This is a genomic window from Coleofasciculus sp. (assembly GCF_046565525.1).
Classification (GTDB): domain Bacteria; phylum Cyanobacteriota; class Cyanobacteriia; order Cyanobacteriales; family Coleofasciculaceae; genus Coleofasciculus.
In genome coordinates this window covers 40,897-67,731 of sequence record NZ_JBKHUP010000033.1, presented here as the reverse complement: position 1 = coordinate 67,731, position 26,835 = coordinate 40,897, and the positions used below count along the sequence as shown (strand labels likewise).

At 45.6% G+C, this 26,835-nt stretch carries 18 protein-coding genes and 1 pseudogene; 7 read left to right on the top strand and 12 right to left on the bottom strand.

Annotation, left to right across the window (positions count from 1 at the left end):
- Positions 1-149, bottom strand: a pseudogene (locus ACLGGO_RS13955) (RNA-guided endonuclease TnpB family protein); the annotation flags it as partial.
- 10 nt (positions 150-159) lie between these two features.
- Here ACLGGO_RS13955 and ACLGGO_RS13950 point away from each other — a divergent pair.
- From ACLGGO_RS13950 to ACLGGO_RS13940, 3 genes are all read left to right on the top strand, one after another.
- On the top strand, positions 160-363 hold the full coding sequence (locus ACLGGO_RS13950; RefSeq protein ID WP_446419764.1) for a hypothetical protein: 204 nt from the start codon (positions 160-162) through the stop codon (positions 361-363).
- 390 nt (positions 364-753) lie between these two features.
- Positions 754-2,682 carry an ABC-F family ATP-binding cassette domain-containing protein gene (locus ACLGGO_RS13945; RefSeq protein WP_446419763.1) on the top strand — a complete coding sequence of 643 codons (1,929 nt, stop codon included), beginning with the start codon at positions 754-756 and terminating at the stop codon, positions 2,680-2,682.
- A gap of 552 nt (positions 2,683-3,234) precedes the next feature.
- Complete coding sequence (locus ACLGGO_RS13940) at positions 3,235-5,070, top strand: glycoside hydrolase family 15 protein (RefSeq protein ID WP_446419762.1); 1,836 nt, start codon at positions 3,235-3,237, stop codon at positions 5,068-5,070.
- A 79-nt stretch (positions 5,071-5,149) separates the two neighbouring features.
- On the opposite strand, the gene ACLGGO_RS13935 is transcribed toward ACLGGO_RS13940, so the two are convergent.
- A complete protein-coding gene (locus tag ACLGGO_RS13935; protein ID WP_446419761.1) occupies positions 5,150-6,928 on the bottom strand; it encodes a serine/threonine protein kinase in 1,779 nt (592 codons plus the stop codon).
- Between the two features lie 623 nt (positions 6,929-7,551).
- Here ACLGGO_RS13935 and ACLGGO_RS13930 point away from each other — a divergent pair.
- Positions 7,552-11,790, top strand: coding sequence for a PA14 domain-containing protein (locus tag ACLGGO_RS13930; protein ID WP_446419760.1), 4,239 nt, complete (start codon positions 7,552-7,554; stop codon positions 11,788-11,790).
- Positions 11,791-12,248: 458 nt separating this feature from the next.
- Here ACLGGO_RS13930 and ACLGGO_RS13925 read toward each other — a convergent pair whose 3' ends face one another.
- The 3 genes from ACLGGO_RS13925 to ACLGGO_RS13915 form a co-directional block, all read right to left on the bottom strand.
- Positions 12,249-13,127: an ABC transporter permease gene (locus ACLGGO_RS13925; protein ID WP_446419759.1), complete on the bottom strand. Its 879-nt coding sequence runs from the start codon at positions 13,125-13,127 to the stop codon at positions 12,249-12,251.
- A 145-nt stretch (positions 13,128-13,272) separates the two neighbouring features.
- Positions 13,273-15,006: a diflavin flavoprotein gene (locus tag ACLGGO_RS13920; protein WP_446419758.1), complete on the bottom strand. Its 1,734-nt coding sequence runs from the start codon at positions 15,004-15,006 to the stop codon at positions 13,273-13,275.
- 57 nt (positions 15,007-15,063) lie between these two features.
- A complete protein-coding gene (locus ACLGGO_RS13915; RefSeq protein WP_446419757.1) occupies positions 15,064-15,657 on the bottom strand; it encodes a phosphate-starvation-inducible PsiE family protein in 594 nt (197 codons plus the stop codon).
- A 752-nt stretch (positions 15,658-16,409) separates the two neighbouring features.
- On the opposite strand from ACLGGO_RS13915, the gene ACLGGO_RS13910 reads away from it, so the two are divergent.
- Positions 16,410-17,312: an Rpn family recombination-promoting nuclease/putative transposase gene (locus tag ACLGGO_RS13910; protein WP_446419756.1), complete on the top strand. Its 903-nt coding sequence runs from the start codon at positions 16,410-16,412 to the stop codon at positions 17,310-17,312.
- 84 nt (positions 17,313-17,396) lie between these two features.
- On the top strand, positions 17,397-18,200 hold the full coding sequence (locus tag ACLGGO_RS13905) for a PhzF family phenazine biosynthesis protein (protein ID WP_446419755.1): 804 nt from the start codon (positions 17,397-17,399) through the stop codon (positions 18,198-18,200).
- A gap of 93 nt (positions 18,201-18,293) precedes the next feature.
- On the opposite strand, the gene ACLGGO_RS13900 is transcribed toward ACLGGO_RS13905, so the two are convergent.
- The 5 genes from ACLGGO_RS13900 to ACLGGO_RS13880 all read right to left on the bottom strand — a co-directional run bounded on the left by ACLGGO_RS13900 (position 18,294) and on the right by ACLGGO_RS13880 (position 23,101).
- The gene (locus ACLGGO_RS13900; protein WP_446419765.1) at positions 18,294-18,851 is read right to left on the bottom strand and encodes a hypothetical protein; all 558 of its coding nucleotides are present in this window, start codon (positions 18,849-18,851) and stop codon (positions 18,294-18,296) included.
- Between the two features lie 226 nt (positions 18,852-19,077).
- Positions 19,078-19,668, bottom strand: a complete 591-nt coding sequence (locus ACLGGO_RS13895; protein WP_446419754.1) for a hypothetical protein — start codon at positions 19,666-19,668, stop codon at positions 19,078-19,080.
- A gap of 186 nt (positions 19,669-19,854) precedes the next feature.
- A complete protein-coding gene (locus ACLGGO_RS13890; protein WP_446419753.1) occupies positions 19,855-21,486 on the bottom strand; it encodes a WD40 domain-containing protein in 1,632 nt (543 codons plus the stop codon).
- Between the two features lie 59 nt (positions 21,487-21,545).
- On the bottom strand, positions 21,546-22,943 hold the full coding sequence (mgtE, locus tag ACLGGO_RS13885) for a magnesium transporter (protein WP_446419752.1): 1,398 nt from the start codon (positions 22,941-22,943) through the stop codon (positions 21,546-21,548).
- A 17-nt stretch (positions 22,944-22,960) separates the two neighbouring features.
- On the bottom strand, positions 22,961-23,101 hold the full coding sequence (locus ACLGGO_RS13880) for a hypothetical protein (protein WP_446337537.1): 141 nt from the start codon (positions 23,099-23,101) through the stop codon (positions 22,961-22,963).
- Positions 23,102-23,483: 382 nt separating this feature from the next.
- Here ACLGGO_RS13880 and ACLGGO_RS13875 point away from each other — a divergent pair, with 382 nt between their 5' ends.
- A complete protein-coding gene (locus tag ACLGGO_RS13875) occupies positions 23,484-25,115 on the top strand; it encodes a histidine kinase dimerization/phosphoacceptor domain -containing protein (protein WP_446419751.1) in 1,632 nt (543 codons plus the stop codon).
- A 139-nt stretch (positions 25,116-25,254) separates the two neighbouring features.
- On the opposite strand, the gene ACLGGO_RS13870 is transcribed toward ACLGGO_RS13875, so the two are convergent.
- The gene (locus ACLGGO_RS13870; protein WP_446337535.1) at positions 25,255-25,545 is read right to left on the bottom strand and encodes a hypothetical protein; all 291 of its coding nucleotides are present in this window, start codon (positions 25,543-25,545) and stop codon (positions 25,255-25,257) included.
- A gap of 172 nt (positions 25,546-25,717) precedes the next feature.
- Complete coding sequence (locus ACLGGO_RS13865) at positions 25,718-26,677, bottom strand: GAF domain-containing protein (RefSeq protein ID WP_446419750.1); 960 nt, start codon at positions 26,675-26,677, stop codon at positions 25,718-25,720.
- Positions 26,678-26,835: the final 158 nt, after the last annotated feature.

Here is a 26,835-nt window from a genome sequence, read left to right as displayed (position 1 = left end):
TGACAAGCTTGCGCTGAGAGCTTTTTACACCATTCAAATTGTTCTCTGAGTACCTTGCAATATTTGTTGAGGTCATACCTGTTAACCCCTTTTTTATCCATCCAGTATCTGAGGCACGAATTCCTAACAAAACGAGCAGTACGAATCATCTCATCCAAGATGGCGTATTGGGTTCATCGCCACCAATTTACTCAAGAATCAGGCAAAACCCGCTTAACCGATACAATTGAGTATGGATTACTGGGAGGATGGCTAGTCGAGATGCTACTGGGTTGGTGGGTAGACGCGCAACTCGAAAAACTATTCAGCTATCGTCATCAGGTAACGCAAACCGAGTGCAGCAGAATCGGGAAGCAGACGTAGCCTGCTACATCTCGAAGCAGGGGAGGGGAGATGTGGCGATCGCAAATTTAATGTGAACGTGCTAGCGTGAAAATGAGGGATAATATCAACTCCGGTAGCATCGGTTGTGTATAGTGGGGAAGGGGTAAAAGGGTAAAAGAATACAAGAGTAAGGTTTTTGTCCCAATAACTACAGGTATGATAGACGAACGATACAACAGAAGATGACGTGTAGAGAAGTACAAACTGTTTTCCCATCAATCAATCTAGCGGTTCCTAAGTGCTGATGGTACACCCAGATAAGGGGCGCTCTCCGGGGCACCATCCTTGCGCCCTCACATCAGTACCTCATCCTTATGGGAAACATTATAAACAGGACAAATTTAGACATAGGATCAATTTAAAACCCTAATGAGTGTCTTCACGCTGCAATCCGTTAAAAAAGATTTTGGCATTAAAGAAATCCTCAAAGATGCCAGCTTTAGCCTCGATGTTACCGATAAAGTCGGCTTAATCGGTACCAATGGATCGGGCAAATCTACTCTATTAAAAATGATTGCTGGACTCGAATCCATTGATGGCGGTCAATTTATTGTCAATCCCGGCGCGAGAATTGCCTACTTACCCCAACAACCTGACTTAGATGAAAGCCGCACTGTATTAGAACAGATCTTTGCCGATAGTGGCGAACAGATGAGACTGATCCGGGATTATGAGGAATTATCCCACAAATTGGCACAAAATTCAGACGATAAACAAGTCATGGCGCGTTTATCTCAGGTGACGCAGCGCATCGAAACTCTAGGCGCTTGGGATTTAGAAACCAGTGCCAAAGTCATCCTCACCAAGCTAGGAATTCAAGACTTTGACACGCCAATTGGCAATTTATCCGGAGGTTACCGTAAGCGCATTGCTTTGGCGACAGCCTTACTATCAGAACCCGATGTGTTATTGATGGATGAACCCACCAACCATTTAGATGCCATATCTGTGGAATGGTTACAGGGGTATTTGAAATCCTATCCGGGGGCGATTCTATTAATTACCCACGATCGCTATTTTTTGGATCAAGTCACCAATCGGATTATTGAAATTGACCGAGGTGACATCTATACCTACAATGGCAACTATGCCTACTACTTAGAGAAAAAAGCTCTCGCCGAAGAAGCCGCCGCGAGTCAAGAACGTAAACATCAGGGGGTATTGCGGCGAGAGTTGGAATGGCTCAAACGAGGACCCAAAGCTCGGAGTACCAAGCAGAAAGCGCGAATTGATCGCATCCATCAGATGCAGGATCAAGAGTTTAAACAGGCTCAAGGCAAGGTCGATATTTCGACAGCGAGTCGCCGGATTGGCAATAAAGTAATTGAGTTAGAGAATGTCTCTAAGGGGTATAGCGATCGAATTTTAATCAAAGACTTTACCTACGAATTTAGCCCTGATGATCGCGTTGGTATTATTGGCGAAAATGGCAGTGGCAAATCAACGTTAATGGATATTATCACAGGACGGATTGAACCGGATTCGGGTGAGGTTGATATTGGGGCAACGATTCACTTCGGCTATTTTGACCAGCATTCTGATGATTTATTGGCGGCAATCCAGGAAAATCAGCGGGTAATTGATTATCTAAAAGAAGTAGCAGAATATGTGAAAGCGGGGGATGGAACACTGATTACTGCCTCGCAAATGTTAGAGCGTTTTCTGTTTCCACCGGATCAACAATACATTCCTATTTATAAACTTTCTGGAGGAGAAAAGCGCCGCCTATTTTTGTTACGAGTATTAATGAGTGCTCCTAATGTGCTGATTCTGGATGAACCGACCAATGATTTAGATGTGCGAACGCTTTCGGTGTTGGAAGATTATCTAGAAAATTTCAATGGTTGTGTGATTGTGGTGTCTCACGATCGCTATTTTTTAGATCGCACCGTCAACAAAATCTTTGCCTTAGAGTCAGGCGGGATTCTGCGTCAGTATCCGGGTAACTATTCTGTGTATATTGATTATAAAGAAGCGGAAGCAGCGGCAGCGGCTGAAGAACGTGCTAAAATTCAACAGAAATCAGAAGAGTATAATGGAGCAACGCGGAAGACTCAATCATCTGGTAAGGGGAAACCACGTCGGCTTTCTAATTGGGAACAACGCGAGTTTGAAGAATTAGAAGAAAAGATTCCCCAACTAGAAGCTCAGAAGGCGGAGGTGGAGAAAGCGCTGTATAATGCGTCTCCTGGTAAAGTTAATCAGGTTCAGGAACTTTATCATAAATTAGCAACCTTGACTCAGACAATTGATACAGCAACAGAACGTTGGTTGGAATTGGCGGAAATTGGGGATTAGTCATTCGTCATTTGTCAAGGAACAGAGAATACAAATTGACGCTCCTCTCACCTTTAGGGAGAGGATTCTTGGTTCACGGACACACCTTGCAATTATCTATCCTTTCGGTAATACTTAAACCAAATACCCGTAGAGTACTACTAAGTATCGAGCTTAATTTAGATAACCCCAGAGGGAGCCTGCTCCTCAAGCGTTTAGGTACTTACTAAGAGTGTCTAACACATCCGTTTCTCTCTTTCCCTACGTTCCTGTCCGCCCGACAGTAAGCTTGTCTTTAGTCTAATGATTGACTAATGTTTTTACTTTTCTGGTATCGGCACTCGTTTAAGCCCATGCGTTTTTCAAGAGGTCTTTCGCTCCTCACGTACTAGCATCACTTTACGTGATAGGTATCAATTGCTTGATTGGCGATACTCACGAATTTTCGCCTGTGCTAGACTACTTTTATAGTATACACTCATGAGAGAGAATATTCGGAAACCTTGAAAATCCCGATGGCAGGGGGAGGCTTGTAACCCTATTATCCGGTCAAAATTCAACATTCATAATTCAATGGCATATCAATCTATCGAGAATTACGGCATTATCGGCAATATGCACACCACAGCCTTAGTTGGCTTAGGGGGTTCGATTGACTGGTTTTGCTTTCCTCGCCACGATTCTCCTAGCGTTTTTGCCGCATTACTGGATGCTGAGAAAGGAGGTCATTTTAAGATTTCTCCCTGTGTGGATGGAGTCACTCATAAACAGTTATATTGGCCCGAAACGAATGTGTTGGTGACTCGCTTCTTGGCATCTTGTGGGGTGGGTGAGATTATTGACTTTATGCCTGTTGGTGTACCAGTTAATCAGCAAGGTTATCACTGGTTAGTGCGGCAAGTTAAAGGGGTTCGCTGCCAGATGAAGTTTCGCTTAGAATGTTATCCTGCTTTTAATTATGCCCGCGATCGCCACAAGACGATTCTCTCATCCACGGGGGCGTGTTTTAAGTCGCCGTCTCTGAGTTTGGGATTGGTGACGGACATCCCGTTAAAACAGGATGAGCGCGGCGTTTTTGCCGAATTTACGTTGGAGGCTGGACAAACTGCCGTTTTTGTGCTGCAAGAAACTGACCCGGAGGGGGGTTGTACTTTGCCGCTGCGCCATCAAGAAGCGATTCAACTCTTTGACGATACGGTGGCGTATTGGCGACGCTGGATTGCTAAATGTACTTATGATGGTCGATGGCGCGAGACGGTGGAACGTTCAGCTTTGGTGTTGAAGTTGCTCACCTACGAACCCACGGGAGCAATTATAGCCGCGCCGACTTGCAGCTTACCCGAAATGATTGGTGGTACTCGAAATTGGGATTACCGCTATACCTGGATTCGAGATGCATCCTTTACTCTGTATGCCTTACTCCGTATCGGGTTTACTGAGGAAGCCGCTCAGTTTATGCTTTTCTTGGAAAATCGCTGTCAGGAGTTGGATTCAGATGATCCGTTGCAGATTATGTATGGGATTGATGGATATCATAATCTCGATGAAGAAATTCTGGATCACCTGGAGGGGTATAAGGGATCTTACCCGGTTCGGATTGGCAATGGGGCTTATCAGCAGTTACAGCTTGATATTTATGGCGAGTTGATGGATTCGGTGTATTTGTTCAACAAATATGGAACAGAGATTTCCTATGATTTGTGGCTATCCCTACGGCGGTTACTGAATTGGGTGTGCGATAATTGGCAACGCCAAGATGAAGGAATTTGGGAAACACGAGGGGGACGCAAAGATTTTATTTACTCTAATCTCATGTGTTGGGTAGCCCTCGATCGGGGGTTACGTTTGGCTCAAAAGCGCTCATTTCCGGCAGATCACCAGCGATGGCTCAAGGAACGCGATCGCATCTATGAAGAAATTATGGCAAAGGGATGGAGTGAGGAGCGTCAGGCTTTTGTTCAATATTACGGTAGCACGTCCCTAGATGCCAGTAACCTAATTATGCCTTTGGTGTTCTTCATGTCTCCCACTGATCCCCGGATGTTGAAAACATTGGATGCGATTAATTGCTCACCAGAACTAGGGGGACTGGTTTCGGATAGTTTAGTGTATCGATATAATCCAGAAGAAGCGCCAGATGGTATTTTGGGGACAGAAGGAACGTTTAATCTCTGCACATTCTGGCTAGTTGAGGCGTTGACTAGGGCGGGAAAAGTAGACAAGAAGCGGCTTGACAGCGCTCGACTGATTTTTGAACAGATGCTCAGTTATGCCAACCATTTAGGATTATATGCCGAGGAAACGGGTTCAAGTGGTGAAGCTTTGGGCAATTTTCCCCAGGCGTTTACCCATGTGTCCTTAATTAGTGCAGCGTGGAATCTGAATCGGGCAATTGAGCATAAATTCTAGAGTATCGGTTCATCGCATTCGTAGCCTTCCTAGGACAGAAGCATTCGCGCCCAGATTGTGCAGTGCTACAGTCAAATGATCATCGCCACCCCAGCAAGCGCAGTACAGGAACCAGCAGATAATAACTCACGCCTAACCAGAACCCTATGGTAATACCGAGTAAACCAAAAAAACTAATGGTATTGATAAAATCCGACCAACTAACATCAGAGAAGGAAAAGATATGAACTAATACCTCCAACGGCAATATATTTAACCGAACTAACCCGGAAAATATCATACCCGTACCCGATGCGGCTACGGCGGCGTGAACCAGGTAATGACTCGGTAAGCCTAATCCTAACACCAGGGGAATAACCGCAACAGCCGTGACTAAACCCAGTAAGCGATCGGCAATAGTATAGGATAGGGATACCTGCCAAAGATCCCCCAATCCTGCCAATTGTTCCCTCGGTGAATACGATATTGACGCCTGCCAAATAAACCAACCCACACCATACCCGAAAATCCCGGTTATTCCAGCGATTAGACGCCGTTTCTGTTGACCAAATCCCCCCGCCTCAGTTAATCCCCAAGCCGTTCCCAAACCCGCACAAGCAAACATGATGAGTTCCCGCCAGGGGATAATTTGAATTTCGGGAGCCATTAGAGTCCATTGTCCGATCATCCAATCGGCAAAGCTATCGCCGACAATTGTCCGGTTAATCAAAGCAAACCCAGTGGTTGCGCCAAAAACTGCGCCAATTCCCGCCATCACCATTTCCCCGAGGGTATCTAAGCACGCCAGAACAATGCTAATAAAGACTCGCCATAGCCAGCGCACTAGGCTAAAGATAACTTGAGCGCACGTAATCAGAACTCGAAGAGAAATCTCCTGTGCTGTTCCGGCGGCTTTAGTCAGCGCCTGAAATAATGAGAATGATGAGGAAGACGATTTTCTACTTAAACGGCAATTGACCACTAAACGTCGTTGAATATCGGCGGCTTTAGCGGGTCGTTTTTGGGGATCAAGGCGGATCATACTATCAAGTAAGTTGGCTAAACCCCGACGGACTTTCGTGCGATCGCGCCAGTGAAATTCACCCGTCGCCGGATCTTGTAATTCCGCCAAATCTTGACCTGTGAGTAATTGAATCATGGTACGCCCTAAGGCATAAAAATCAGCCGTCGGTCCCACCACATCCCCCGCAATCTGCTCGGGGGGACTGTAACCTGGAGAAATTAAGCGTGTGGAACAATTCTGTTTCCCCAGGGGTATCGCGCCAATTTGTTTCGCGCCGCCAAAATCAATCGCCACCAGTTGACCTGTCTCCTCTCGCACCATTAAGTTTGATGGTTTAATGTCACGGTGAATAATTCCCAAATCATGTAACTCCTGTAGAATATCAGCCGCTTGGTAGAGCCAATTAATAATCAAGGTTTCCGGACATCCCTGAGGATAACGGTTCAAGATAGCCTCCAGCGTCTCACCGTTTATTTTTTCCATAACCAGACAAGGAAGTAAGCGCTGTTGGCATGTTCCCAAACTTACGGTAAAATAGCTATCGGACTCCACTTTAGGCACACCCGGATGCTTTAGACGTTGCAATACGGCGGCTTCTTGTTCAAAAAGCTGCAACGCCTTGGGTGACGTTTCTACTAAAAGTTTCAATACTTTTTCAGTCTGAGCCTGCTGATCCCAAACCGTGTAAATTGCCGCAAATCCCCCTAAACCCAAAAGCTGGAGAGGAACGTAGCGATTATTTAGACGCAGCATTGACCCACAACTGCTACAAAACTTAGAGTCCCCAGGTTGAGGATAGGGACGGGGGCAGTTGGGATTAATACAATAGACCGACTTTATAAATGACTGATGCACGATCACCAGCGATAGACGGTGTCTCTCGATTCTACACAATAAATTCCCCAGTCCTTTCAGTAATGGGGACTTAACGCTCTAATTAAAATTAAATATTCTTTGAATATATCCTTTTATTCTATCATGCCACGGGTCTTCCCATTTTAGATTATAAAAGCTTGGCTCTAGGCTTAGTTGAGTCCGATAGCATACATCAACCCATCTACGCTTGTCGGGTAGGCATCTCCCTTGCCCATAAGGGTGGGCAGGATACCCATCTCACCAGAAAATAGTATTTCTGCAAAAAGAGGGATGTCGCCTTACTGAAAACCTTCATATTATTTTCATAATAATAGTAGAAGCTCTGCGTTTTTTAACAAAATCTAAGAATTCTTATAAATACAAAAGGAATATATATTATTGTCTAGCTATAGTATAAAGATCCCGTATAGATTTTTTTTATTTAATAAAATCTATAAGAATTGATGTTATTAATTTAAATAAGGGAATCGATTGTGAAGTTTATACAACGTCTAGTCGATTCAAGTGTGTATGCCGATCCTGGTTGTCAGCGATAGCGAATAGCCATCAAACGATGACTGCTTTCTGGAAATTAACTGACTACACAGATTAACAGCAACATTATGCAACTAGAAACCAACCTAGCTGAGATTGCCGACACATCAATGATGAGCATGCAACATAATCAAAATCTTCCTCATCAAGACCATCCAGTCAAGCAAACCGAACATCTCGGATTATTGGATTTAGTCCCCCATTCAGCGGCAACTCATGTCGCCGTAAATGATGGGTCTTGGTTTGATCCCAATACCTTCCAGCAAGGTCAGGTTCCTGGAACTGATGCTAAAGTCGTCATTTCTGAAGGTGTTCATGTCACCTACGACGCCGAGAGTGACACTCGTCTAGAAACCGTGCGTGTGGACGGAACATTGGAATTCGCCCACAACCGCAACACCAAAATAGTCGTAGACACGTTTATCGCATCACCGACTAGTACATTAACAATTGGCAGTGAAACTAACCCGATTCAATCCGACAAAACTGCCAGAATTGTCATTGCCGACAACGGAGAAATTGATACCAATTGGGACTCAACCCTGATTAGTCGCGGCGTTGTTACTCACGGTAAAGTTAGAATTAACGGTGCAGAGAAACTCGATTTTATATCACTGGCAACAGATGCCTCAGCTGGTGACAATGAACTGGTGTTGAATCTGCCCGATGGCATGAATACACCCATAGGCTGGCGGGTTGGTGATCAATTAGTGTTAGGTGGAACATCCTACAATCCCGACGGTTCTGACGAAGATAACAGTCGGTTTCAAGATGAGGTGCTAACCATCACCGAAATTAACGGAAACCGGATTAAATTTACCAACAACGACATTACCTCTGGTGATAATAGCATCCTCCGATTTGACCACCAGCGTCCCCAGGGATTCGAGGACGAGGACTTAAAGCTTTACATTGCCAACACCAGTCGGAACGTTATCTTCGAGACCGAAAACGCTGAAACCGTACCCACTCAGCAACGGGGTCATGTGATGTTCATGCACAACCCCGATGTCGAGGTACAAAACGCTGGATTCTACAACCTGGGACGAACGGATAAAAATAGGTTGACTGATGACCCAGGAGAAAATGTCGATGGTTCACCCGGTTCCGGGACAAATCCCCGTGGGCGATATGCCTTGCATCTCCATCGTACTGGGGCTGAGGATATCAATAGCACACCCTCTCTAGTCAAAGGTAACGCCATTGTCGGCAGTCCGGGGTGGGGACTGGTGCATCATGACAGCCACGCCGTTTTAGAAGACAATGTTGTGTTCGACGTAGTAGGTTCTGGAATTGCCGCAGAAGCCGGAAATGAACTCGGTGCGTGGCGCAATAACATTACCATCAAAACTACAGGCGATGACAATCCCAAAGCCACTTTTGACAATGAAGCCCGCGTCCCCCTGTTTGATATGGGCTTTAATGGCGAGGGATACTGGGTGCAGGGGGCTGCCCAAGTGGAAATGGTGGACAATATTGCCATTAGTGCTGCGGGTGGTGGGATTAATATCTTTAGCGGCGTGGATGGAATCTCTCGAGTCAGAGAGGCTGACACGGTTGCGGTTGAGAATATGTCACCGGAACTACAGCCAATCCTGTCTCAGGCGTCCTTTGATGATGACCCAGACACTCTCGATGTTACCAACGTGCCCCTGCGCCGCCTATCCGGTTTCGAGAGTTATAACTCCGATATGGGGATAATCTTCTGGAACCATCAGCGAAATGATGATGGTCAGTTGGGTTTTATTGGTCCGGGTACGAAAGAAGCTCATGATGCTCGCTCTCTGGTAGATAATTTCAAACTCTGGAATATCTATGGCGAGGGAATCTTTATTCAGTACAGTACCCAGATTGATTTCGTCGATGGGCTGATTGTGGGTGACCCAGAGAATCCAGTTCCTGTGAAGTTAGGGATTAACGGCGCAGGTCGCGGTCATGGGATTGGTAGCAATGGTCCAGCACAAGACCTTCTGTTTAAAGATATCCGGGTTGAAGGTTTTGAGCGGGGAATTCGCTTACCGCGAGAAGGTAGCGGTGGTGCTGAAGGTTCTGGTACGGGTTCAATACCATTCCTGGGGTCACGTCTAGAGGATAGCTACTTCGCCAACAACACCAACAACTTATCGAAGAAGCAACGCAACTTTGGTGACCCAGATGTTTTTCCAGATTACTTTGAGATTGTCAACACTCAGTTTGAAAGTTCTGCTTCTAACCTGGCTCCCACTGCTGCTTTCAGTTATGAGTCAGTGGGTGGTCTAGGTGTTGTCACCTTTGATGCTAGCGATTCATTCGATAGCGACCCATCAGCCTCATTGGAACTCGCTGGCAACGCGATCGCAAGTTACGGTTGGGATTTTGATAATGATGGTACTATCGACCAATTTGGTCGCCAAGTCAATCACCAATTTGATTCAACGGGTTCCCATAATGTCAGCTTGACGGTGTGGGATAGCCAAGGCGCAACAACCACTTTAACTCAACAAATTCAGGTTACCCCAACCGCCTATCCCAACCTAATTCTCGATAGCGACTTCAGCAATTCGGGTGAATTTGGTGGACCGGAGTGGAATCTTAATAGTACCCGAACCAATGAAGGTTGGCTGGGTACGGGTTGGTCGCGCAATCCGAATATTGGTGATGGAGGTGCGGCTGTTTTCACCGACAAATCCTGGAAAACCGCATTGGGGCAGATTTTCCAGGATAATCAGGTTCGACAGGGACAGCAGACTCTGAGCTTGGATATCAAGAATACAGAGGGAGATGACAAAGCCAACGAGATTACCGTGCGCCTCTGGGGAGTTGATGGAGAATTTCACGGTGGGATTAGTTCTAATGGACCAACCCAGGCGGGAGCGATTCCTATGAACCGAACCCTGTTACTCGAAGAAACAGTCGGGGGTTCTACCTTTGACTGGACGAACTTTGAGTGGGATGTAGACTTTGGTGATGGTCATCAATTTGTTGTTTTCAGCGTTAATGCTGACAAAAAGACTTCCGATAGTGATTTCATTGCCGTTGACAATGTGGTTCTAGATAGTCCGGCGATTAACGCTCCTCCCAGCACTGGTAACGGTAACGGGTTAAAAGCTGAATACTACAATAACCGCGATTTTACCGACTTAGCGCTAACTCGCACTGATGAAACCGTGAACTTTAACTGGGGTTCAGGTTCACCGGATGCAGCGATAGACTCCAATACCTACTCGGTACGCTGGACGGGTTCAGTGGCACCTCTCTACTCAGAAACCCATGAATTCTTCACCAACTCAGATGATGGTGTACGCCTGTGGGTAGATGACCAATTACTGATTGATAATTGGTCTAATCACGCCGCTACAGAAAATAGTGGCACAATTGACCTGCAAGCGGGTCAACAGTATGACATCCGCATGGACTACTACGAAAACTTTGGCAAATCAGTGGCACAATTGTTGTGGTCAAGTGAGAGTCAAAGTAAGGAGATTATTCCTGAATCTCAGCTTTATTCTCCTGCTGTTGATACTCTCAGTCTAGATGTTAGTGGTAACGGTACAGGTTTAACTGCCGAATACTACAACAACCGCAATTTTACGGACTTAGCACTAACTCGTACTGATGAAACCGTGGACTTTAACTGGGGTTCAGGGTCACCGGATGCGGCGATAGATCCCGATACCTACTCGGTACGTTGGACAGGGTTTGTGGAACCCCTTTACTCAGAAACCTATCAGTTCAAAACCTCTTCTGATGATGGGGTTCGATTGTGGGTAAATGACCAACTCCTGATTGATAATTGGACAGACCATGGGGTTACCGATAATCGTGGCACGATTGACCTACAGGCGGGACAACAGTACGAAATTCGCATGGATTACTATGAAAACAAAGGAAAATCAGTAGCACAACTGGCTTGGTCAAGTGAGAGTCAATCGGAAGGGATTATCCCCAAAAGTCAGCTTTATGCGGCTAATTCCAGTGGCTTGTTTGTGAATGAAACGATACAGAATATTGCTGGTACGTTGGCAAATGTTGAGTCGGTGAGTGATGAGCTTTTAGGCAATACAAGTGTTGATGTCTTCGACAATAGAGGAAACCCTCTTCTGTTTATCGAGGAAGAGAACGGCAGTAATCGGGGTTTTGACGCCTCAATTGGGCAACTGACTTTAGCCAGTAATCAAGAAGTATTAGACTCCTTTACTGCTAGTGAAGTGAGGCAAATTAACCTAACAAATAGCATCGGGATAGGAGACTCTTTCGCCAATGAGACAGTTGAAGCCCTGATTGAAATGCCCCAAGCTGAACTGCTGATGGTTCCAACTCTTGTGTAATATCAGATTCGGTTAAGTTTAGACGACGAGGGTGATATCGCAATCGCCATAGCGGTTAGGAAGCATCTTATGGTAGAGACGTTCCGGCGGAACGTCTCTACAACAGTTTGTTTGTCCTAATCGATGTGTCTACTGCTATAATAGGGAACGGCATTGCCGTGTCCCTACCCTTCTACCTAAATAGGGCTTGCTGCACAACTGCAAAACCCTTATCTATCAAGGCTTTGAGTAGCATACACATTAGTTCAGCTTCAAGGAAATAGAGTAAAACCCTTTCATACCCTTGCACCGCTATCAGGGAAAATGCATCATTGCTCCCCCTGCTCCCTCTGCTCCCCCTGCTCCCTCTGCTCCCCCTGCTCCCTCTGCTCCCCCTGCTCCCTCTGCTCCCCCTGCTCCCCCTGCTCCCTCTGCTCCCCCTGCTCCCTACCCCCACCACAAGACTTATTCAGCAAGCCCTAAATATGGGGATCTAAAGCGTCTCTTAAACCATCTCCGAGTAAATTAAAGGCTAAAACGGTTAGGGTAATAAACAAACCAGGAAATAATATTGTCCAAGGAGATGATAGAGAATAGCCGCCCTTAAACGCATCGGATAACATCGTTCCTAATTCCGGTGTGGGAGGTTGGGCGCCTAACCCTAAAAAACCTAAACCTGCTGCTTCTAAGGTAGCCGTACCAATAGAAAGAGTCCCTTGCACGACTAAAGGACTCAAGCTAGCGGGTAAGATATGATAAACAATAATCCGTCCCGGCGTAGCACCAAACGATCGCACGGTTTGCACAAAGTCCTGTTCCCGTAATGATAGCACCATAGAGCGAGTCAAACGGATGAAAATGGGGACTTGCACCACACCCACAGCAATCATCACACTGGAGATACGAGGACCTGTTACAGTAACGATCGCGATCGCGAGTAGAATTGAGGGAAAGGCTAACAGGATATCGGTTACCCAACCAATCACAGTTTCTAACCCTCCCCGAAAATAACCCGCGACTAACCCCAACACTACCCCCAGGATTAGCCCTAATCCCACGGAAACTAAACCGATAAATAAAGACGTGCGTAACCCATACCATACCAGGTCAAGAATATCTCGTCCTAAACCATCGGTGCCAAACCAATGATCCAAGCTGGGGGGTTGCAACCGCGCTGTATAATTGCGATCCGTTGCGGGATTATAGGGATTGAGAATCGGTGCCAACAGCGCCAATATGATGATAGTAAGCGTGATTCCCAGACCAATTTTGCCAGATGTTGATTGTCTAAATCGTTGAACAGCGTTGTTTTCCATGGATACAGGGAACAGGAAGATGGGGGAAATGCATGCATTCATTCATTCATTCATTCATTCGTAATTCGTAGGGGCGAAGCATTCGCGCCCAAATTTATCGGTTTTCTACCAACGTTTCAACGCGAATGCTTCGCCCAATCCCCAACCACCAATCCCCAACCACCAATCCCCAATGACAAATGACAAATCAATAGTGATTCCCCGATTTGCGGTGATGTACGGCAGTCATCCCGGTTGATTGCAATACTTTACCATTATCGACGACGGCATAGACTAACCAGTGATCGCCACAGTCCATCCGACTCTGCACTGTACATTCTAAATAAGCCAAGGCATCTTTGATAATCGGACACCCATTTTCCGCCGTTTCCGTCTCTAACCCCGCAAACCGATCTTCCCCTGGGGCAAAGGATTGCAAGAAGTGTCGCCGGACATTCATCCCTTCTTTTAAGATATTCAGGACAAAGCCATCTCCCGTATGGCTTAGAGATTCAACTGCCCGATCTTTGGCAATGGCGACAGTGATCCCTGGCGGATTGAATGAGGCTTGGGTTACCCATGAGGCTAACATCCCACTGCGGACATTACCACGCTGCGCCGCGACAACACATAATGATCCGACAATTCGTCCCACAGCTTGGGCTGTTCGGTCAATTTGGGCACTGCTGACGGCTTGTTTGGGGGCGCGGAATTTCTTGGATTTTTTCAGCGCCTGGGCAAAGTCTGTGCCGACTTCTTTACAATATTGAATTGTCTCGTCGTCAGGTTTAAACTTAACCCGAATCGGTTCAAATCCCAGGCGATACCCCGCATCTAAGAGTTTGCTTTCAATTTCATCAACGGCTTCGCCACTCCAGCCATAAGACCCAAACACCCCTGCCAGTTTAGTTTTCGCGGCATTGGAGAGGACAATCCCTAACGCCGTTTGAACTTGAGTAGGCGTATGTCCGCCCAGGGTAGGGGAACCAATTAAAAAGCCATCACAGCGTTGAATTGCGGCTTCAATCTCCCCAGGTTCGGCAAATTCACAGTTAATTGATTCGACGGCTGCACCGGTTTTGGTTATTCCTTTAGCGATCGCTTGGGCTAATGTGGCGGTATTTCCATAGGCTGATGCATAAATAAGCGCCACTGTCAAGTCTTGTTCGGTTTGCTGCTGACCCCATTGGCGATAGTCATGGAGGAATCGGCTAAGGCTGTAGCGGACAATTGAACCATGACCCGGGGCATACATTTTAGCCGAGAGCGGGACTAATTTGTTCAGGGCGACTTCGACCTGTCGCGCTTGAGCGGCATGAAGACAATCATAATAGTAGCGTCGGTCTTCGTCTAGGCGTTTCCAGTTTTCATCAAAGAGTTCATCGCCGCAGACATGGGCGCCGAAGAGTTTATCGGTAAATAGAATACGGCTTTGGGGGTCGTAGGTACATTGTCCATCGGGCCAACGGGGTGTGGGGATGGGGATGAATTGCAGGTGATGACCTTGACCTAAGTCTAAGGGTTCCTCGCCTTTGGGTACCCAAACATTGCATTGGTGTTCCCGTAAGGCATTTTGTAACGCAACTGCACCGGCTTTAGAACAAACAAAGGTAATTTGGGGGGCTAATTCTAGCAAAGCTTTCAGCGTCACCATCCGGTTAGGATTAACGTGACCTAAAATTACATAATCCAATTGCTGCACATTCATGCATTGCTGCAATTGATTCAGGAAAATCTCGGTAAATGATTCCCCTGGCGGATCAATCAGCGCCGTTTTATCGGCTTGGATAAGATAGGAGTTTGCTGTTGTGCCACGTTGCAGGGAATATTCCACCTCAAACTTGAGTCTATCCCATGTCCGCGATCGCAACACGGTTGTATCCGTTCCTTCAATGGCGGCGACTTGGACATCACGGGGTTTAATCTCAGGTATTGTAGTCATAGATATTAGTGATTGGTGATCAGTGATTAGTGATTGGCGAAGAGGTGACTTCTTGTATTAGTCTTTTGCATTGATTATCGGATCTAAATGACCCATTTTATCTGCCACAGTAACAGTATGGGGATAAGGGTTTAACGGATTGTTATTAGAGTCTGGAACCTGACGCAGAGTCTGTTTTTTATATCGCAGGGACAACTGTTTCTCTGGGTCAATTCCATCGAAAGTTGGCGGCAAATACATCCGCACAATTAATAGTCCTGCCATCACAATTAAGAACGCACAGGCAGCTAAAATTTGAACCCATGAGGTTTCCAAGACTCCCCGCACAATCACTTCTCGCAGAACGGAGACAATCGAAACTTCTACCGCGACTCCAATCGATACACGCTGTTCTTGTAAGTAAATAATCAGCAGTCGGAATAACTCAACCAAAATCAGCAAGAACAGAATATCTGAAGTCACGCCTGGGAAATCTAACGGCGGTAGTAACTCCAAAAACATCTCGCGTAGCTGAATCGCCATAAAGGCAAATAAGCCAACACAGAGGGAAATGATAAATAAATCTTGAATTGTTTCCAGCGCCCGGACTATGCGATTCCGCTTGAGCTGTTCATACCAGTTCGGCGGCGAGGAGGTTAGAGGATCGTGCATGGGAGGTTCCTTCTGTATCACTAGAACCTAGATTACATTTTATCTGCTTATTGCTGCAATACTTTTTCATTTGAAATTCTAATGTTTTGTATCAACAGATAGTGATGCTTCGGACTGTCCCCACCGTCCCCATTCAGAACGACTAAAGAGTTAATTTGTCCATTTCCGACGAATTCATTTTATAGCCACACCAAAATACTCTACGCCATGCTTGGCGCTTGCCCCAACTAAATCAGGAGCGTTTGTCCATTGCACTTCTTCCAGGAATCCTCCAAGTTGCTCAGGCAGAATACTCCAAAGCCACGGTTCCCCACTTACCTTGAGAATCCAAAGTACAAGTCCCGTCCAAGAGCCAGCATCGGGCTGTCCGTCTGTACCTGTGCCAACATAGGTACAGCGTTTAAATGACCTTCAAGATGGCTACAAGGCTAGTTGTAGAGATTTTTAAACGACCCGTTCTTGGGTATAATTCCTCACGATTGTGCTTGTGGTAGAGGTTTGATAGTATTGCACATATATAAGTAGGTGGACTTTCATTAAAGTTAACGGTTGAGATTGGGGAACAGGGAAAAGTAAGGGTTTGAGGGGAATTTACAAAACTTAATGAGCGTACTGTTTTCTTTTGTCCGACTACTTATTTTTACAGTATAGTGTGTTTAAAATTATCAACTCTATTTTTTTGATATCCAAGGTATCAAGATGGGACAAAATCTGTCAAAATAGATTCAGTAGACGTTTCCATCGATGCCGTTATGCCCCAAACACACATCCGATTTGATTGGGCGATTAAAAAATTACTGAGAAACAAAGCCAATTATGGTGTTTTGGCAGGTTTCTTGAGCGAGTTGTTGAGGAAACCGATCACGATCCAATCAATCCTCGAAGGTGAAAGCAATCAACAAGCCGAAGATGACAAGCTAAATCGAGTCGATATTCTCGCCGAAAATGACCAGGGAGAATTAATTCTCATTGAAGTGCAAAATAGTACAGAGCAAGATTATTTTCATCGGATGCTCTACGGCACATCCAGATTAATTACCGACTTCCTGGAAAGAGGAGAACCTTACGGGAACGTCAAAAAAGTTTATTCAGTGAATATCGTCTACTTTTCGCTGGGACAGGGAGATGATTATATTTACCAAGGGAGATTAGATTTTCGTAGTCTTCATTTAGATGATAAATTAGGTCTATCAATCAACCAGCGGAAGTTATTTAATATCCAAGAGGTCTATGAGATTTTTCCAGAGTATTATGTGATAAAAGTCAACAACTTTAACGATGTGGCGAAAGATACCCTAGATGAATGGATATATTTTCTGAAAAAGAGCCAAATCAAAGAAGAATTTACCGCCCAAGGTTTAGCGGAAGCGAAGGAAAATTTACTCGTCGATAGTTTGAGTGAAGAAGAAAGAGCCAACTACCTGAGATTTATGGAAAATCGGCGCTACGAAATCAGTCTAATAGAAAGTTCACGCTCAGAGGGAAGATTGGAGGGTTTAGAAGAGGGCATGGAGAAAGGTATCCAAGAGGGTATGGAGCAAGGCAAACAGCAAGAAAAGATTAACATAGCCAGAATCTTAAAACAACAAGGGACTGATCTTGAAACCATCACAGCAGCAACAGGACTGACTAGAGAAGAGATTGAGAAACTGTAAATCATTTGAGTCTAAAATCTATGCCAGTAAGATCCGCGAATTCTTTGAGAAATTGGGGATCGGTGTAAACTGACCACTGAAGCAATGAAATACCCGATCATTCAAGTTGATGCATTCACCCATACTCCATTCACTGGAAACCCAGCCGCTGTCTGTGTTTTGTCAACTCCCCAACCGGATAGCTGGATGCAGAATGTAGCACAGGAAATGAATCTGTCTGAAACCGCCTTTTTAGTTCCGCAAGACGATGGTTTTAATCTGCGTTGGTTTACCCCGACAGTAGAAGTCCCCCTTTGCGGTCACGCCACGTTAGCCAGCGCCCATGTATTATGGTCAGAAGGTCATCTTTCCCCCGATACCGCCGCCCGTTTCTATACCAAAAGTGGGATACTCATCGCCCAGCGTCAGGGTGAATGGATTGAGTTAGATTTCCCGGTGAATCATTCCCAACCCACAACCGCCCCCCCAGAACTTACTCAAGCCTTAGGCGTACCGATTAAAGCAGTTTTGCAGAATTCTTTGGGCTATTTGGTGGAAGTAGAATCGGAAGCAATGGTGCGACAAGTGCAGCCGAATTTTGGTTTACTTAAAACTTTACCTATCTCCGATGTTATTGTTACCAGCCAGACGGATGCGGGTTCGGAGTATGATTTTGTTTCTCGTTTCTTTGCACCGGGATTAGGAATTGATGAAGATCCGGTAACCGGTGCAGCCCATTGCTGTCTAGCACCTTTCTGGCGCTTCCGCATCGGTCAAGATGAGTTTTTAGCGTATCAAGCATCCCGTCGAGGAGGCGTAGTCAAGGTACAGTATACTGGGAGCGATCGCGTCATTCTTGCAGGACTTGCGGTTACTGTCATGCGTGGGGACTTGATTTTAACAGATTAAATGAAGTGCGGAGTCTGGGTTTGAATTAATATCTCCATCTCCCTTGTTTCCCTCATACCCCACACCCCACACCCCACACCCCACACCCTAGCTTCAGCGTCGAGAGGGTCCGGGATTGAGAAGTTGAACTTCGCTAATCCGAATCACGTAGGGATGATACTTATCTTTTTGAAAAGAACCAACCCAAACTTTATATTGTCCTGCTAACCACTGACCTGAAATTCCAGGATTTTTGCCTTCAGCGTCATCATTACACCAACTTCCGCCGGGTCCTTTGACCAATAGAGTTGTATCCTCAGGGCTTTCCACTTGCAAGCTGAGATAGTTGAAAAAAGAAGTTAGCTCTAGGATATGATCAGGCGGTTCATCAATATACCCAATACAAGAACCGGTTGGTGTTTCGGTACGACCCGAAACAGCTTGGGTTGAAACGGAACCGCCACTGATACCGCGAATGACAAAAGGATCGGGTGAAAATCGTCGCCCCAGTTTTACGTTCTCAAATATTGGTTGCGGTGTGGCGGATTGAGCATCAACGTCAGGAGTCATCACTAGACCACTGGCAAATGCTGCTGTGACAAATGCTGTTCCCCAGCGCAAGAAGCTCAAGACACTCCCCGGAGAATGAGAGAGGATGGACAGAGGTGACATATTAGTAGGGGGAGTAGAGAGGGAAAGGTGTCTTTTATCCATAACTAACCGATTTCATCGTTTGGGAATCTCTGGCAATTGGGTTTTTGACTTTGGCACGAGGTTGTACTGATTGGCAAAGTGAACAGAGGCGTGTTCCTCTTGGAGATTAATAACTCAATATGTTAGCTATGGACGCGGATGTTCCAGGTTGGGTTCCAATCCTTGCCTAAGTCTCATAACGCGCTTACTGTTGAAGTTGCTTGAGTTCCTGTTGGATTTGCGCGATCGCACGTTCTAATCCTTCAACTCGTTCTGGGTTGAGAGCAACGGAGGTGCGCTCAGGCTGGGGAAGCTGATCAATGGTTTGTTTAAGTGCTACAATAATCCCGGCTAAAGTCTCAATCTGTTCTAATTCTGGACGCTGGGTAAATTTTTGATTCAATTCATCAAGTTTCGATTGTAAGGGAACCAAAGAACGTCGCAATCCCTTTTGCTGCTCATTAATTGCCTCAACGGTAGAGACAACAGCAGAAAGTTCCTCCCTAGATACCAGATTAGCCAAATCAGAATGATGTTGCTTCAGTTGAGCAAGTTCTGTACTCAACGTTTGGATATCTCGGCTTAAGTTGTCAATTTGAGTGCGATCGCTGATCTTATGCCGAAGAAGTCGGACAACACGACGGCGATTAATTAGATTGAGTAACAAGGAGATGGCTAAAGGCGCTAATCCATAAATCATCTGTCCAGATAGAACCGCTATGGCGACTCCCACAAATGAGACAGCAACAGCAACAGATTCAGCGATAAAAAGCCAATTATGTTTGTCATTCGTCATTTGTCATTCGTCAGGGAACAGGGAACAGGGAATAGAGAATCCGGTTCCCCTTCTCCCTCCCTGGGGAGAAGGGGCTAGGGGATGAGGGGGAAAATGTCAAGGAGTAGATAGACACAGCTTAAAACCTTGCCAGCATTGGTTTTTTACCTGAAGTTGACACGGATGCATGGCACATCCCTACAAATCTTATAACTGTTGCCAAAGTTTAACTGTACCATCTCGATTTCCTCCAGCTAGCCATTGACCATCTGGACTGAGAGCAACGGATACCACAGAACCAGCATCGTTATTGTCCAAGACAAGCAACGGTTCATCGATGCCTAGCCACCAGATCTTAATCGTACCGTCTGCATGAGCCGCGATCGCACTTTGCCCGTTATCGCTAAATATAATCGACATGGCGGGAGCGGAGGGACATTGCCAACTCTCTACCCGTTCCGCACTATCAAGTTGCCATACCTTCAGAGTACCATCGGTACAGGCGGCGGCTAACCGACGCCCATTGGGACTTAAGGCAAGAGAGTTGATCGAACTCAGATTGTCGGTGAGACTGAATTCTAGATCAAACGGCTGAACATGCCACAGATCAACAATGCCATCTCCGCCGCCACTGGCAAGGGTTTTGCCATCTGGACTTAATGCGATCGCGGATAATCGTCCGGCGTCTTGGACTAAATCCTGGACGAATTTTCCCTGATCCAATTGCCATAGCTTAATGGTTTGATCAAAGCTACCACTGATCAGAGTTTGGTTATCTGGCATAATCACCAGCGATCGCACGGAACCGTTATGACCTGTTAAGGTATGGCATAATTCTCCAGCCTCTAGATTCCAGACCTTAATTGTCTGATCAAATCCCCCACTCGCCAGCCATTTACCATCAGGGCTTAAGCTAAGACAGAGGACTCCCTGTTGATGATCACTAAATGTGTGAATCAGATCAGCCGTCTCTAAGTGCCACAGCTTCACGGTTTTGTCTAAACTACCACTAACCAGGATTTGACCATCAGCGCTCATTGCCAAAGCGCTAACCCAATCCTGATGTCCTTTCAGGGTTAATCTAAAGTTCCAATTGGGTAGGATTGGTTCAGGGACAAAAGCACTCGGATACGCTCTTATATCTTCTTCTCCAGCTCCCCCAGCTCCCCCAGCTCCCCCAGCTCCCCCAGCTCCCCCAACTCCCCCAGCTTCCCCAGCTTCCCCAGCTTCCCCAACTTCCCCAGCTCTCCTCACAGGGGAAACCGACTCGGAAGCGACAGGAAATAAAGACGGCTCACCCCCCGCCTCTGTGTACCAATGGGTTGAGCGTTCTGGATCGGTGGCAACAGGGATTTGGTATTGTATCTTATCAATATCGGCAGTTACTTGTGCGATCGCGGCTTCTAATTGCTCGATGTGGTTTGGCAATGAAGCACTATTGAGATAATCCACAACATTCCGCAGCGATTGTTCTACACTAACAATTCGAGCTTGAAGTTGTGCAATTTTGATCGCCCCTAATTCCGAAGCGGGGTTCTCAATTTGAGCCAGATAGTCGGGGAGTTTCGCTTGTAGAGATGCTAGCGCCTGATTAAGCTGCTGTTGGTACAAAGATTGACTCTCTTGGGACACTTGTCGATGCAGTTGAGCGATGGCTCCCGTGAGCCGATGTCGGCTGTGTTGCTCAAACCGTAGGCGATTGATCAGATTGAGCAACAGTGTAATCGACAACGGAACCGCCCCATAGACAATTTGACCAGACGCCGCCGCTACAACCCAGCCAATGATTGAGACAGCAACAAAGATACACTCGGCAATTTTAAGACGGTGAGTTAGCATTCCCTGTTCATGTCATGAGGATGTCACGAAGATGAATTATGAAAAAAATCGACAAATGACTAAAGAAGAACCATCTTGGCGATACTGAAATAAATCAACACACCTAACACATCAACCGCCGTCGTAATAAACGGTGCTGACATCAAAGCGGGATCTAATCCCAGGGAACGGAACAAAAAGGGTAACGCCGAACCCGCCACCGATGCAAGAATCGCGATTGCAACTAAACTGGTTCCCACCGCAAAGGCAACATTGATATCATCTCTGAGTAAATATGCCCAAACCGTCGCCACTACTCCTAAAATTGTACCCAGTATAGCTCCTGCCATTGCCTCGCGCCCGATCACCTGCAATGAACCCATATCGCGAATTTCGTCAGTGTTTAAACCACGAATCACCACCGTTGAAGATTGAGCGCCCACATTCCCCCCTGTACCCGTCAGCAGAGGAATAAATGCGGCAAGCGCCACAACTTTCTGTAAAATTTCGGATTGAGAGTTAATAATAGTGGCAGTCACACTGTTTGTCAGTAACAACACAAATAACCAAACCACTCGTTTACGAGCAACGGTAATTAAATTGGTTTGAAAGTAATTATCACGCCCGGATTGTACCCCACCACCTAAGGCATAAATATCTTCCGTGGTTTCTCGTTCTAAAATATCGATCACATCATCAACAGTGACAATCCCCACCAAACGATGTTCTCGATCAACCACAGGTACCGCTAGAAAGTCGTAGCGTTGGATTAACCGCGCCACTTCTTCTTGATCCGTATCCGTGTGAACACAAACCACATCGCAAGTCATCACTTCACCCAGAGTTTTTTCCGGTGGAGACACGACTAAATCCCGCAATGAGACAATTCCACTTAAGTGTCGCCCTGCATCAGTGACATAAACATAATAAATCGTCTCTGTGGTACTGGCTAAACTGCGAATCCGTTCTAGGGTTTCGCCCAGAGTTAAGCTTTCTTTGAGGGAAATATACTCCGGGGTCATAATTCGCCCCGCTGTATCGACTCCATAACCGAGGAGTTGGGCGGTGGCTTGGCGTTCCTGGGGACTCAGTTGAGCAAGCAAACGGCGGACAACTTTTGCGGGTAATTCATCAAACAATCGGACTCGATCATCTGGGGACATTTTGTCCACGATGTCAAGTACATCTTGGCGTTTAAATTCCTCAATCAGCGACTGTTGGACGCTAGAGTCAAGGTACTCGTAAACTTCAATCGCCTCAGCTTTAGAGAGTAAGCGGAATGCGATAACCTGTAGGGCGTCTGGCAATCCTTCGATTGCGTCGGCGATGTCCACCGGTTGTACGGGAACTAATACCTGTTTAGCGCCCTGAAAATTTTCTTGTTCCAACAGCATTTGCAGTTGAGTCCGAACTAACTCCCGCAATTCACTGCGCGATCCCCTCTGGAGGGGAATTTTGTTTTCACTCAAGTCAGACATAATTAGCCTGGATATTTCTATACTGTGCTAGAGCCGGATTGCAAGAGTTGAATGGTTAGAGTTCTAGAAATAGATTGTTCCTCACTGAACCGGGCAAAGGAAATCAAGAATCGCTCAGCTAGCCATCGCCGCCGATGTCCGACAAAGATGTCGATCATGGATTCTTAAGTCTTCAGTTTAGCTTCAAGTGGTCTCTAGCTGTTTACTCAAGGATGAGGGATGAATGGTAAATTGTCCTCTAAAACTCAACGGGATCGCGATGAAATGCAATATTAGTGTTTAAATAAACTCACTGTTTATGATGAATTACTACAGCTTTTTTAGTCGTTGATTGGAACTCGACATTTGCGGCGTCTTTCCTACCCCCCAAGTCAGTTAAGAGTTGTCTTTAAGAAGCATTTATTCAGCATACCATCTTGGGTAGAACCAATATACCTTGAGAGAGAGGCGAGAAATTTTAACTCCTGATACCTATTCAAAACATGCCTTAATGAACTAAAATCAAATTTTTTCTGTTACATCCTTTCCCCGAGGAAAACCATGTCCGTTGATCAGCCATCCAACTCTCACCTAGAGGTAGACTCTCCTAACTCGACCCATATTACCGCATTAGAAAACGAACTTGTTGAACTGCGACGCCAAGTCTCCCGACAGACATTACTCAACCAAATTGTTCAAGCGATGCGGGGTACGTTGGTGTTGGAAAATATTCTCCAAACCACAGTCGATCAACTCCATGAAACGCTCAATGTCAGTCGCTGTTTGATTTTTCGACCGGATGATGAGTCGCAAATGAGGGCGCATCACGTTTCTGAAGCGACAGCACAACGGGAGAGTGTTTTGGGTGTCTACTGTGATTTTTATCGGTATCACCACCAGGAGTTAAGTCAGGGTCAGCCTGTGGTTTTCCCGCAAATTACTCCCAATTTGCCAGAGGTGTTAATCAAGGCGGCGCAGGATTGTAAAATTCGCGCTATTTTAATTGTGCCATTGCTTCACCAAAATTCCTATATTGGTGGAATTAGTTTACACCAGTGCGATGATTCACGGGAATGGAACACAGAGGATATTGAGTTTGTCCAAGCTATTGCTGATCATTGTGCGATCGCGATTCATCAAGCCCAATTGTATGCTAAGTTACAATGTGAATTGAGGGAACGTCAACAGGTAGAAGAAGCACTACGGCAAAGTGAAACTCGCTTCCGCACGGCGCTCAAACATGCACCCTTGGTGGTGTTTAATCAAGATCATCAGTTACGCTACACTTGGGTCTACAATTCGGTTTCTGATGGCGAAGTGGATACTATCTTAGGAAAAACCGACAGCGAACTCCTAGCCCCCCAAGAAGCGCAACGGTTAATCTCCATTAAGCAACGTGTACTCAGCAGTGGAGTAGGAATGCGAGATCAAGTATCCCTTACCATTCATGGTAAACAGCGATACTACGATTTAACGGTCGAACCCTTACGCAGCTCAATCGGAGACATCGAAGGAATTACCTGCGCGGCAATGGATATTAGCGAGCGCAAACATATCGAGGATCAGCTTAAGATTTCTTTACAGCAAAAGGAAGTGCTGTTCCAAGAAATTCACCATCGCGTAAAAAATAACCTGCAACTTGTCTCTAGCTTGCTTGATCTACAATCCCAGCAAATTGATGATCCTGAGATTCTCGCACTCTTCCAGGCAAATCAGAACCGAATCAAATCCATGGCTCTTATCCATGAGGAACTCTATCAAGTCGATCACTTGGAGCGGATTAACTTTCTCAATTATATCGAAAATCTCACCTATCATCTGATTCAAACCTATACTATTCATCCCGAATCTATTATTGTAAAACTCAATGTTGATCAACAAATAAATTTTGATTTATCTACCGCAATTCACTGTGGATTGATTCTCAATGAACTAATTTCTAACGCCTTAAAACATGCTTTGAGAAACAACGGACGCCAAGGACACATTTGGATTGAAATTCATTCCCATAAAACAGAAAGTCACACAATTAAATTAATAGTGGGCAATACCAAGCCGACAAAAACTGAATTGATTGACTTTAATTCACCGAAAAAATTAGGATTACAATTGGTTTACGCTTTAGTCGCACAACTTAATGGTAGACTTGAAATAAAGAAAGCCCCTCACACAGTCTTTGAAATTAATTTTTAATGCTCTAATAGTTTATTCTTATCCATCTTACCAATAAATTTTCTATTTTCCGAGCTTGAGAAAAAGTTATTTTATTTTTTCAATGCCGGATAAGCTCGTGTTTCTCGCCGAAAACATTACCTGAATATCTATAGTTTAACTATCCTCCTTGTTCGCAAATTTCAAAAGCGTACTCTTGCGTTTCTTGCAGGTGTTGCAATATAGAGGTATCAATCGTCTGATTATCTGACTGACTTGAGTTAACTAATTTATCCTTAACTTGCTCAAATTGCTGCTGGGCTTCAGCAACAGCCGCTTCTGCCTCAGCGCAAGTTTGGGTAGTTAATGCATCGAGTTGATTATTGCATCCAGAAGAGAAAAGAACCAGCAATAATAATCCCGCACTGAACTGATTTTTTTTCGTTACCGGGGTCAGAGGATAAAATTTCATGACTAAAGAGTTAAAGACTTTAGAGTTACACTAATAGCTACTCAAACTCATCCAACTTTCAGGAATATTGATCGGTTTACCTTGTTTGTAAATAAATATTAAGTCAAAATTGAGGATGTTGATCCCATCCCTCCCCCTGCTCCCCCTGCTCCCCCTGCTGCCCTTATTCCCTCTAGATCCGTTGGAGATGTTTCTGTAACTGTCGTTCTTGTCGCTGAAGTTGCTCGACCAATTCAACTTCTCGCAAACTACCGGGTTTAATATCAGTCGTTTCCCGGAGTTTTTGGGCAAGTTGGTAACAAAATTGACATCGTTCTATAATCTGGAGAATCGAAGGGGCAAACTTGGCAAATAGGACTTCATCGTCTGAGGTGAAGCCACGAGGATCAATCTTCTTGAGTAGATCATCTTCCGGCTGGTAGTTTGGCTTTAACTTATTAAGTAATTGCACCACCGCTACCAGATCTTTTTGCTTGTTTAATAGGGGCCAAGCCAGAATTGTATAGGTGCGGTATCCGGTGCGGCGATCCGTTTTCTGCGCCATCTCGGAGCGCGGATCATCATAGACATCAAAGGGAATGTTAATCACTTTTAAGGAAAAGGCGGCGAGACTGGCAATTCCTTTGTCAGCAGGAATATCAATTAAGAGACTACCACCGTCTCCATCCTCGGCAATCAGTGAACCTAATTCTTGTCGTTCTCGATCCAATAAGAAAATACTGGTGCGATCAGCACGAAGCAAACTCCCTACTTTGCGGGTGAGACGACCCAAGAGTTGACAGAGTGTTCTCACCAGTGTTTGTAAGGCTTGGTCAACCGCACTAATCCCATTGCTGTAGGAGTAAGCTAGGAACTTCCCCACTTCAAGCGGTGAGTCAAAAACCAGATCCGGCTGGCTATCTAAGCCAGCTACGTTCTGCCAGTCTAATTCTAAGACCTGACAAAGTTCGACAAAATTTAGTCCTTTAACGGGTTGTCCTTTGAGAAAGTGATTTAAGGTATCTAAGGATAGTCCTAGTGCTTCTGCTAGTTCGCGATCGCGTCCATGACTCTTATTGCGCCAAGCTTGTTTGACTGTGGGAATAGACTGGGGATGCACACTAAATGACCGAATCATCTTTCTTCGTGGCATTCCTCTCCCGTTCAATCAAAGATTATAATCGGAAAATAATGCCACGCCTCCATATAGGTTTACAAGTAGGTGACGTAACGAAGCAAGCGACTGTGTTTGTCGGTTACACCTTGCTTGAGTCGCTTTTTGGTTGGAAAAAATCTTTCGTTCTTTAATCA

Excerpts from the sequence above, each read along its gene's own strand:
- ACLGGO_RS13950 (WP_446419764.1), top strand. The coding sequence starts at position 160 with ATGGCGTATTGGGTTCATCGCCACCAATTTACTCAAGAATCAGGCAAA.
- ACLGGO_RS13945 (WP_446419763.1), top strand. The coding sequence starts at position 754 with ATGAGTGTCTTCACGCTGCAATCCGTTAAAAAAGATTTTGGCATTAAA.
- ACLGGO_RS13940 (WP_446419762.1), top strand. The coding sequence starts at position 3,235 with ATGGCATATCAATCTATCGAGAATTACGGCATTATCGGCAATATGCAC.
- ACLGGO_RS13930 (WP_446419760.1), top strand. The coding sequence starts at position 7,552 with ATGCAACTAGAAACCAACCTAGCTGAGATTGCCGACACATCAATGATG.
- ACLGGO_RS13925 (WP_446419759.1), bottom strand. The coding sequence starts at position 13,127 with ATGAATGCATGCATTTCCCCCATCTTCCTGTTCCCTGTATCCATGGAA.
- ACLGGO_RS13920 (WP_446419758.1), bottom strand. The coding sequence starts at position 15,006 with ATGACTACAATACCTGAGATTAAACCCCGTGATGTCCAAGTCGCCGCC.
- ACLGGO_RS13915 (WP_446419757.1), bottom strand. The coding sequence starts at position 15,657 with ATGCACGATCCTCTAACCTCCTCGCCGCCGAACTGGTATGAACAGCTC.
- ACLGGO_RS13910 (WP_446419756.1), top strand. The coding sequence starts at position 16,410 with ATGCCCCAAACACACATCCGATTTGATTGGGCGATTAAAAAATTACTG.
- ACLGGO_RS13905 (WP_446419755.1), top strand. The coding sequence starts at position 17,397 with ATGAAATACCCGATCATTCAAGTTGATGCATTCACCCATACTCCATTC.
- ACLGGO_RS13900 (WP_446419765.1), bottom strand. The coding sequence starts at position 18,851 with ATGTCACCTCTGTCCATCCTCTCTCATTCTCCGGGGAGTGTCTTGAGC.
- ACLGGO_RS13895 (WP_446419754.1), bottom strand. The coding sequence starts at position 19,668 with ATGACGAATGACAAACATAATTGGCTTTTTATCGCTGAATCTGTTGCT.
- ACLGGO_RS13890 (WP_446419753.1), bottom strand. The coding sequence starts at position 21,486 with ATGCTAACTCACCGTCTTAAAATTGCCGAGTGTATCTTTGTTGCTGTC.
- mgtE (WP_446419752.1), bottom strand. The coding sequence starts at position 22,943 with ATGTCTGACTTGAGTGAAAACAAAATTCCCCTCCAGAGGGGATCGCGC.
- ACLGGO_RS13880 (WP_446337537.1), bottom strand. The coding sequence starts at position 23,101 with ATGATCGACATCTTTGTCGGACATCGGCGGCGATGGCTAGCTGAGCGA.
- ACLGGO_RS13875 (WP_446419751.1), top strand. The coding sequence starts at position 23,484 with ATGTCCGTTGATCAGCCATCCAACTCTCACCTAGAGGTAGACTCTCCT.
- ACLGGO_RS13870 (WP_446337535.1), bottom strand. The coding sequence starts at position 25,545 with ATGAAATTTTATCCTCTGACCCCGGTAACGAAAAAAAATCAGTTCAGT.
- ACLGGO_RS13865 (WP_446419750.1), bottom strand. The coding sequence starts at position 26,677 with ATGCCACGAAGAAAGATGATTCGGTCATTTAGTGTGCATCCCCAGTCT.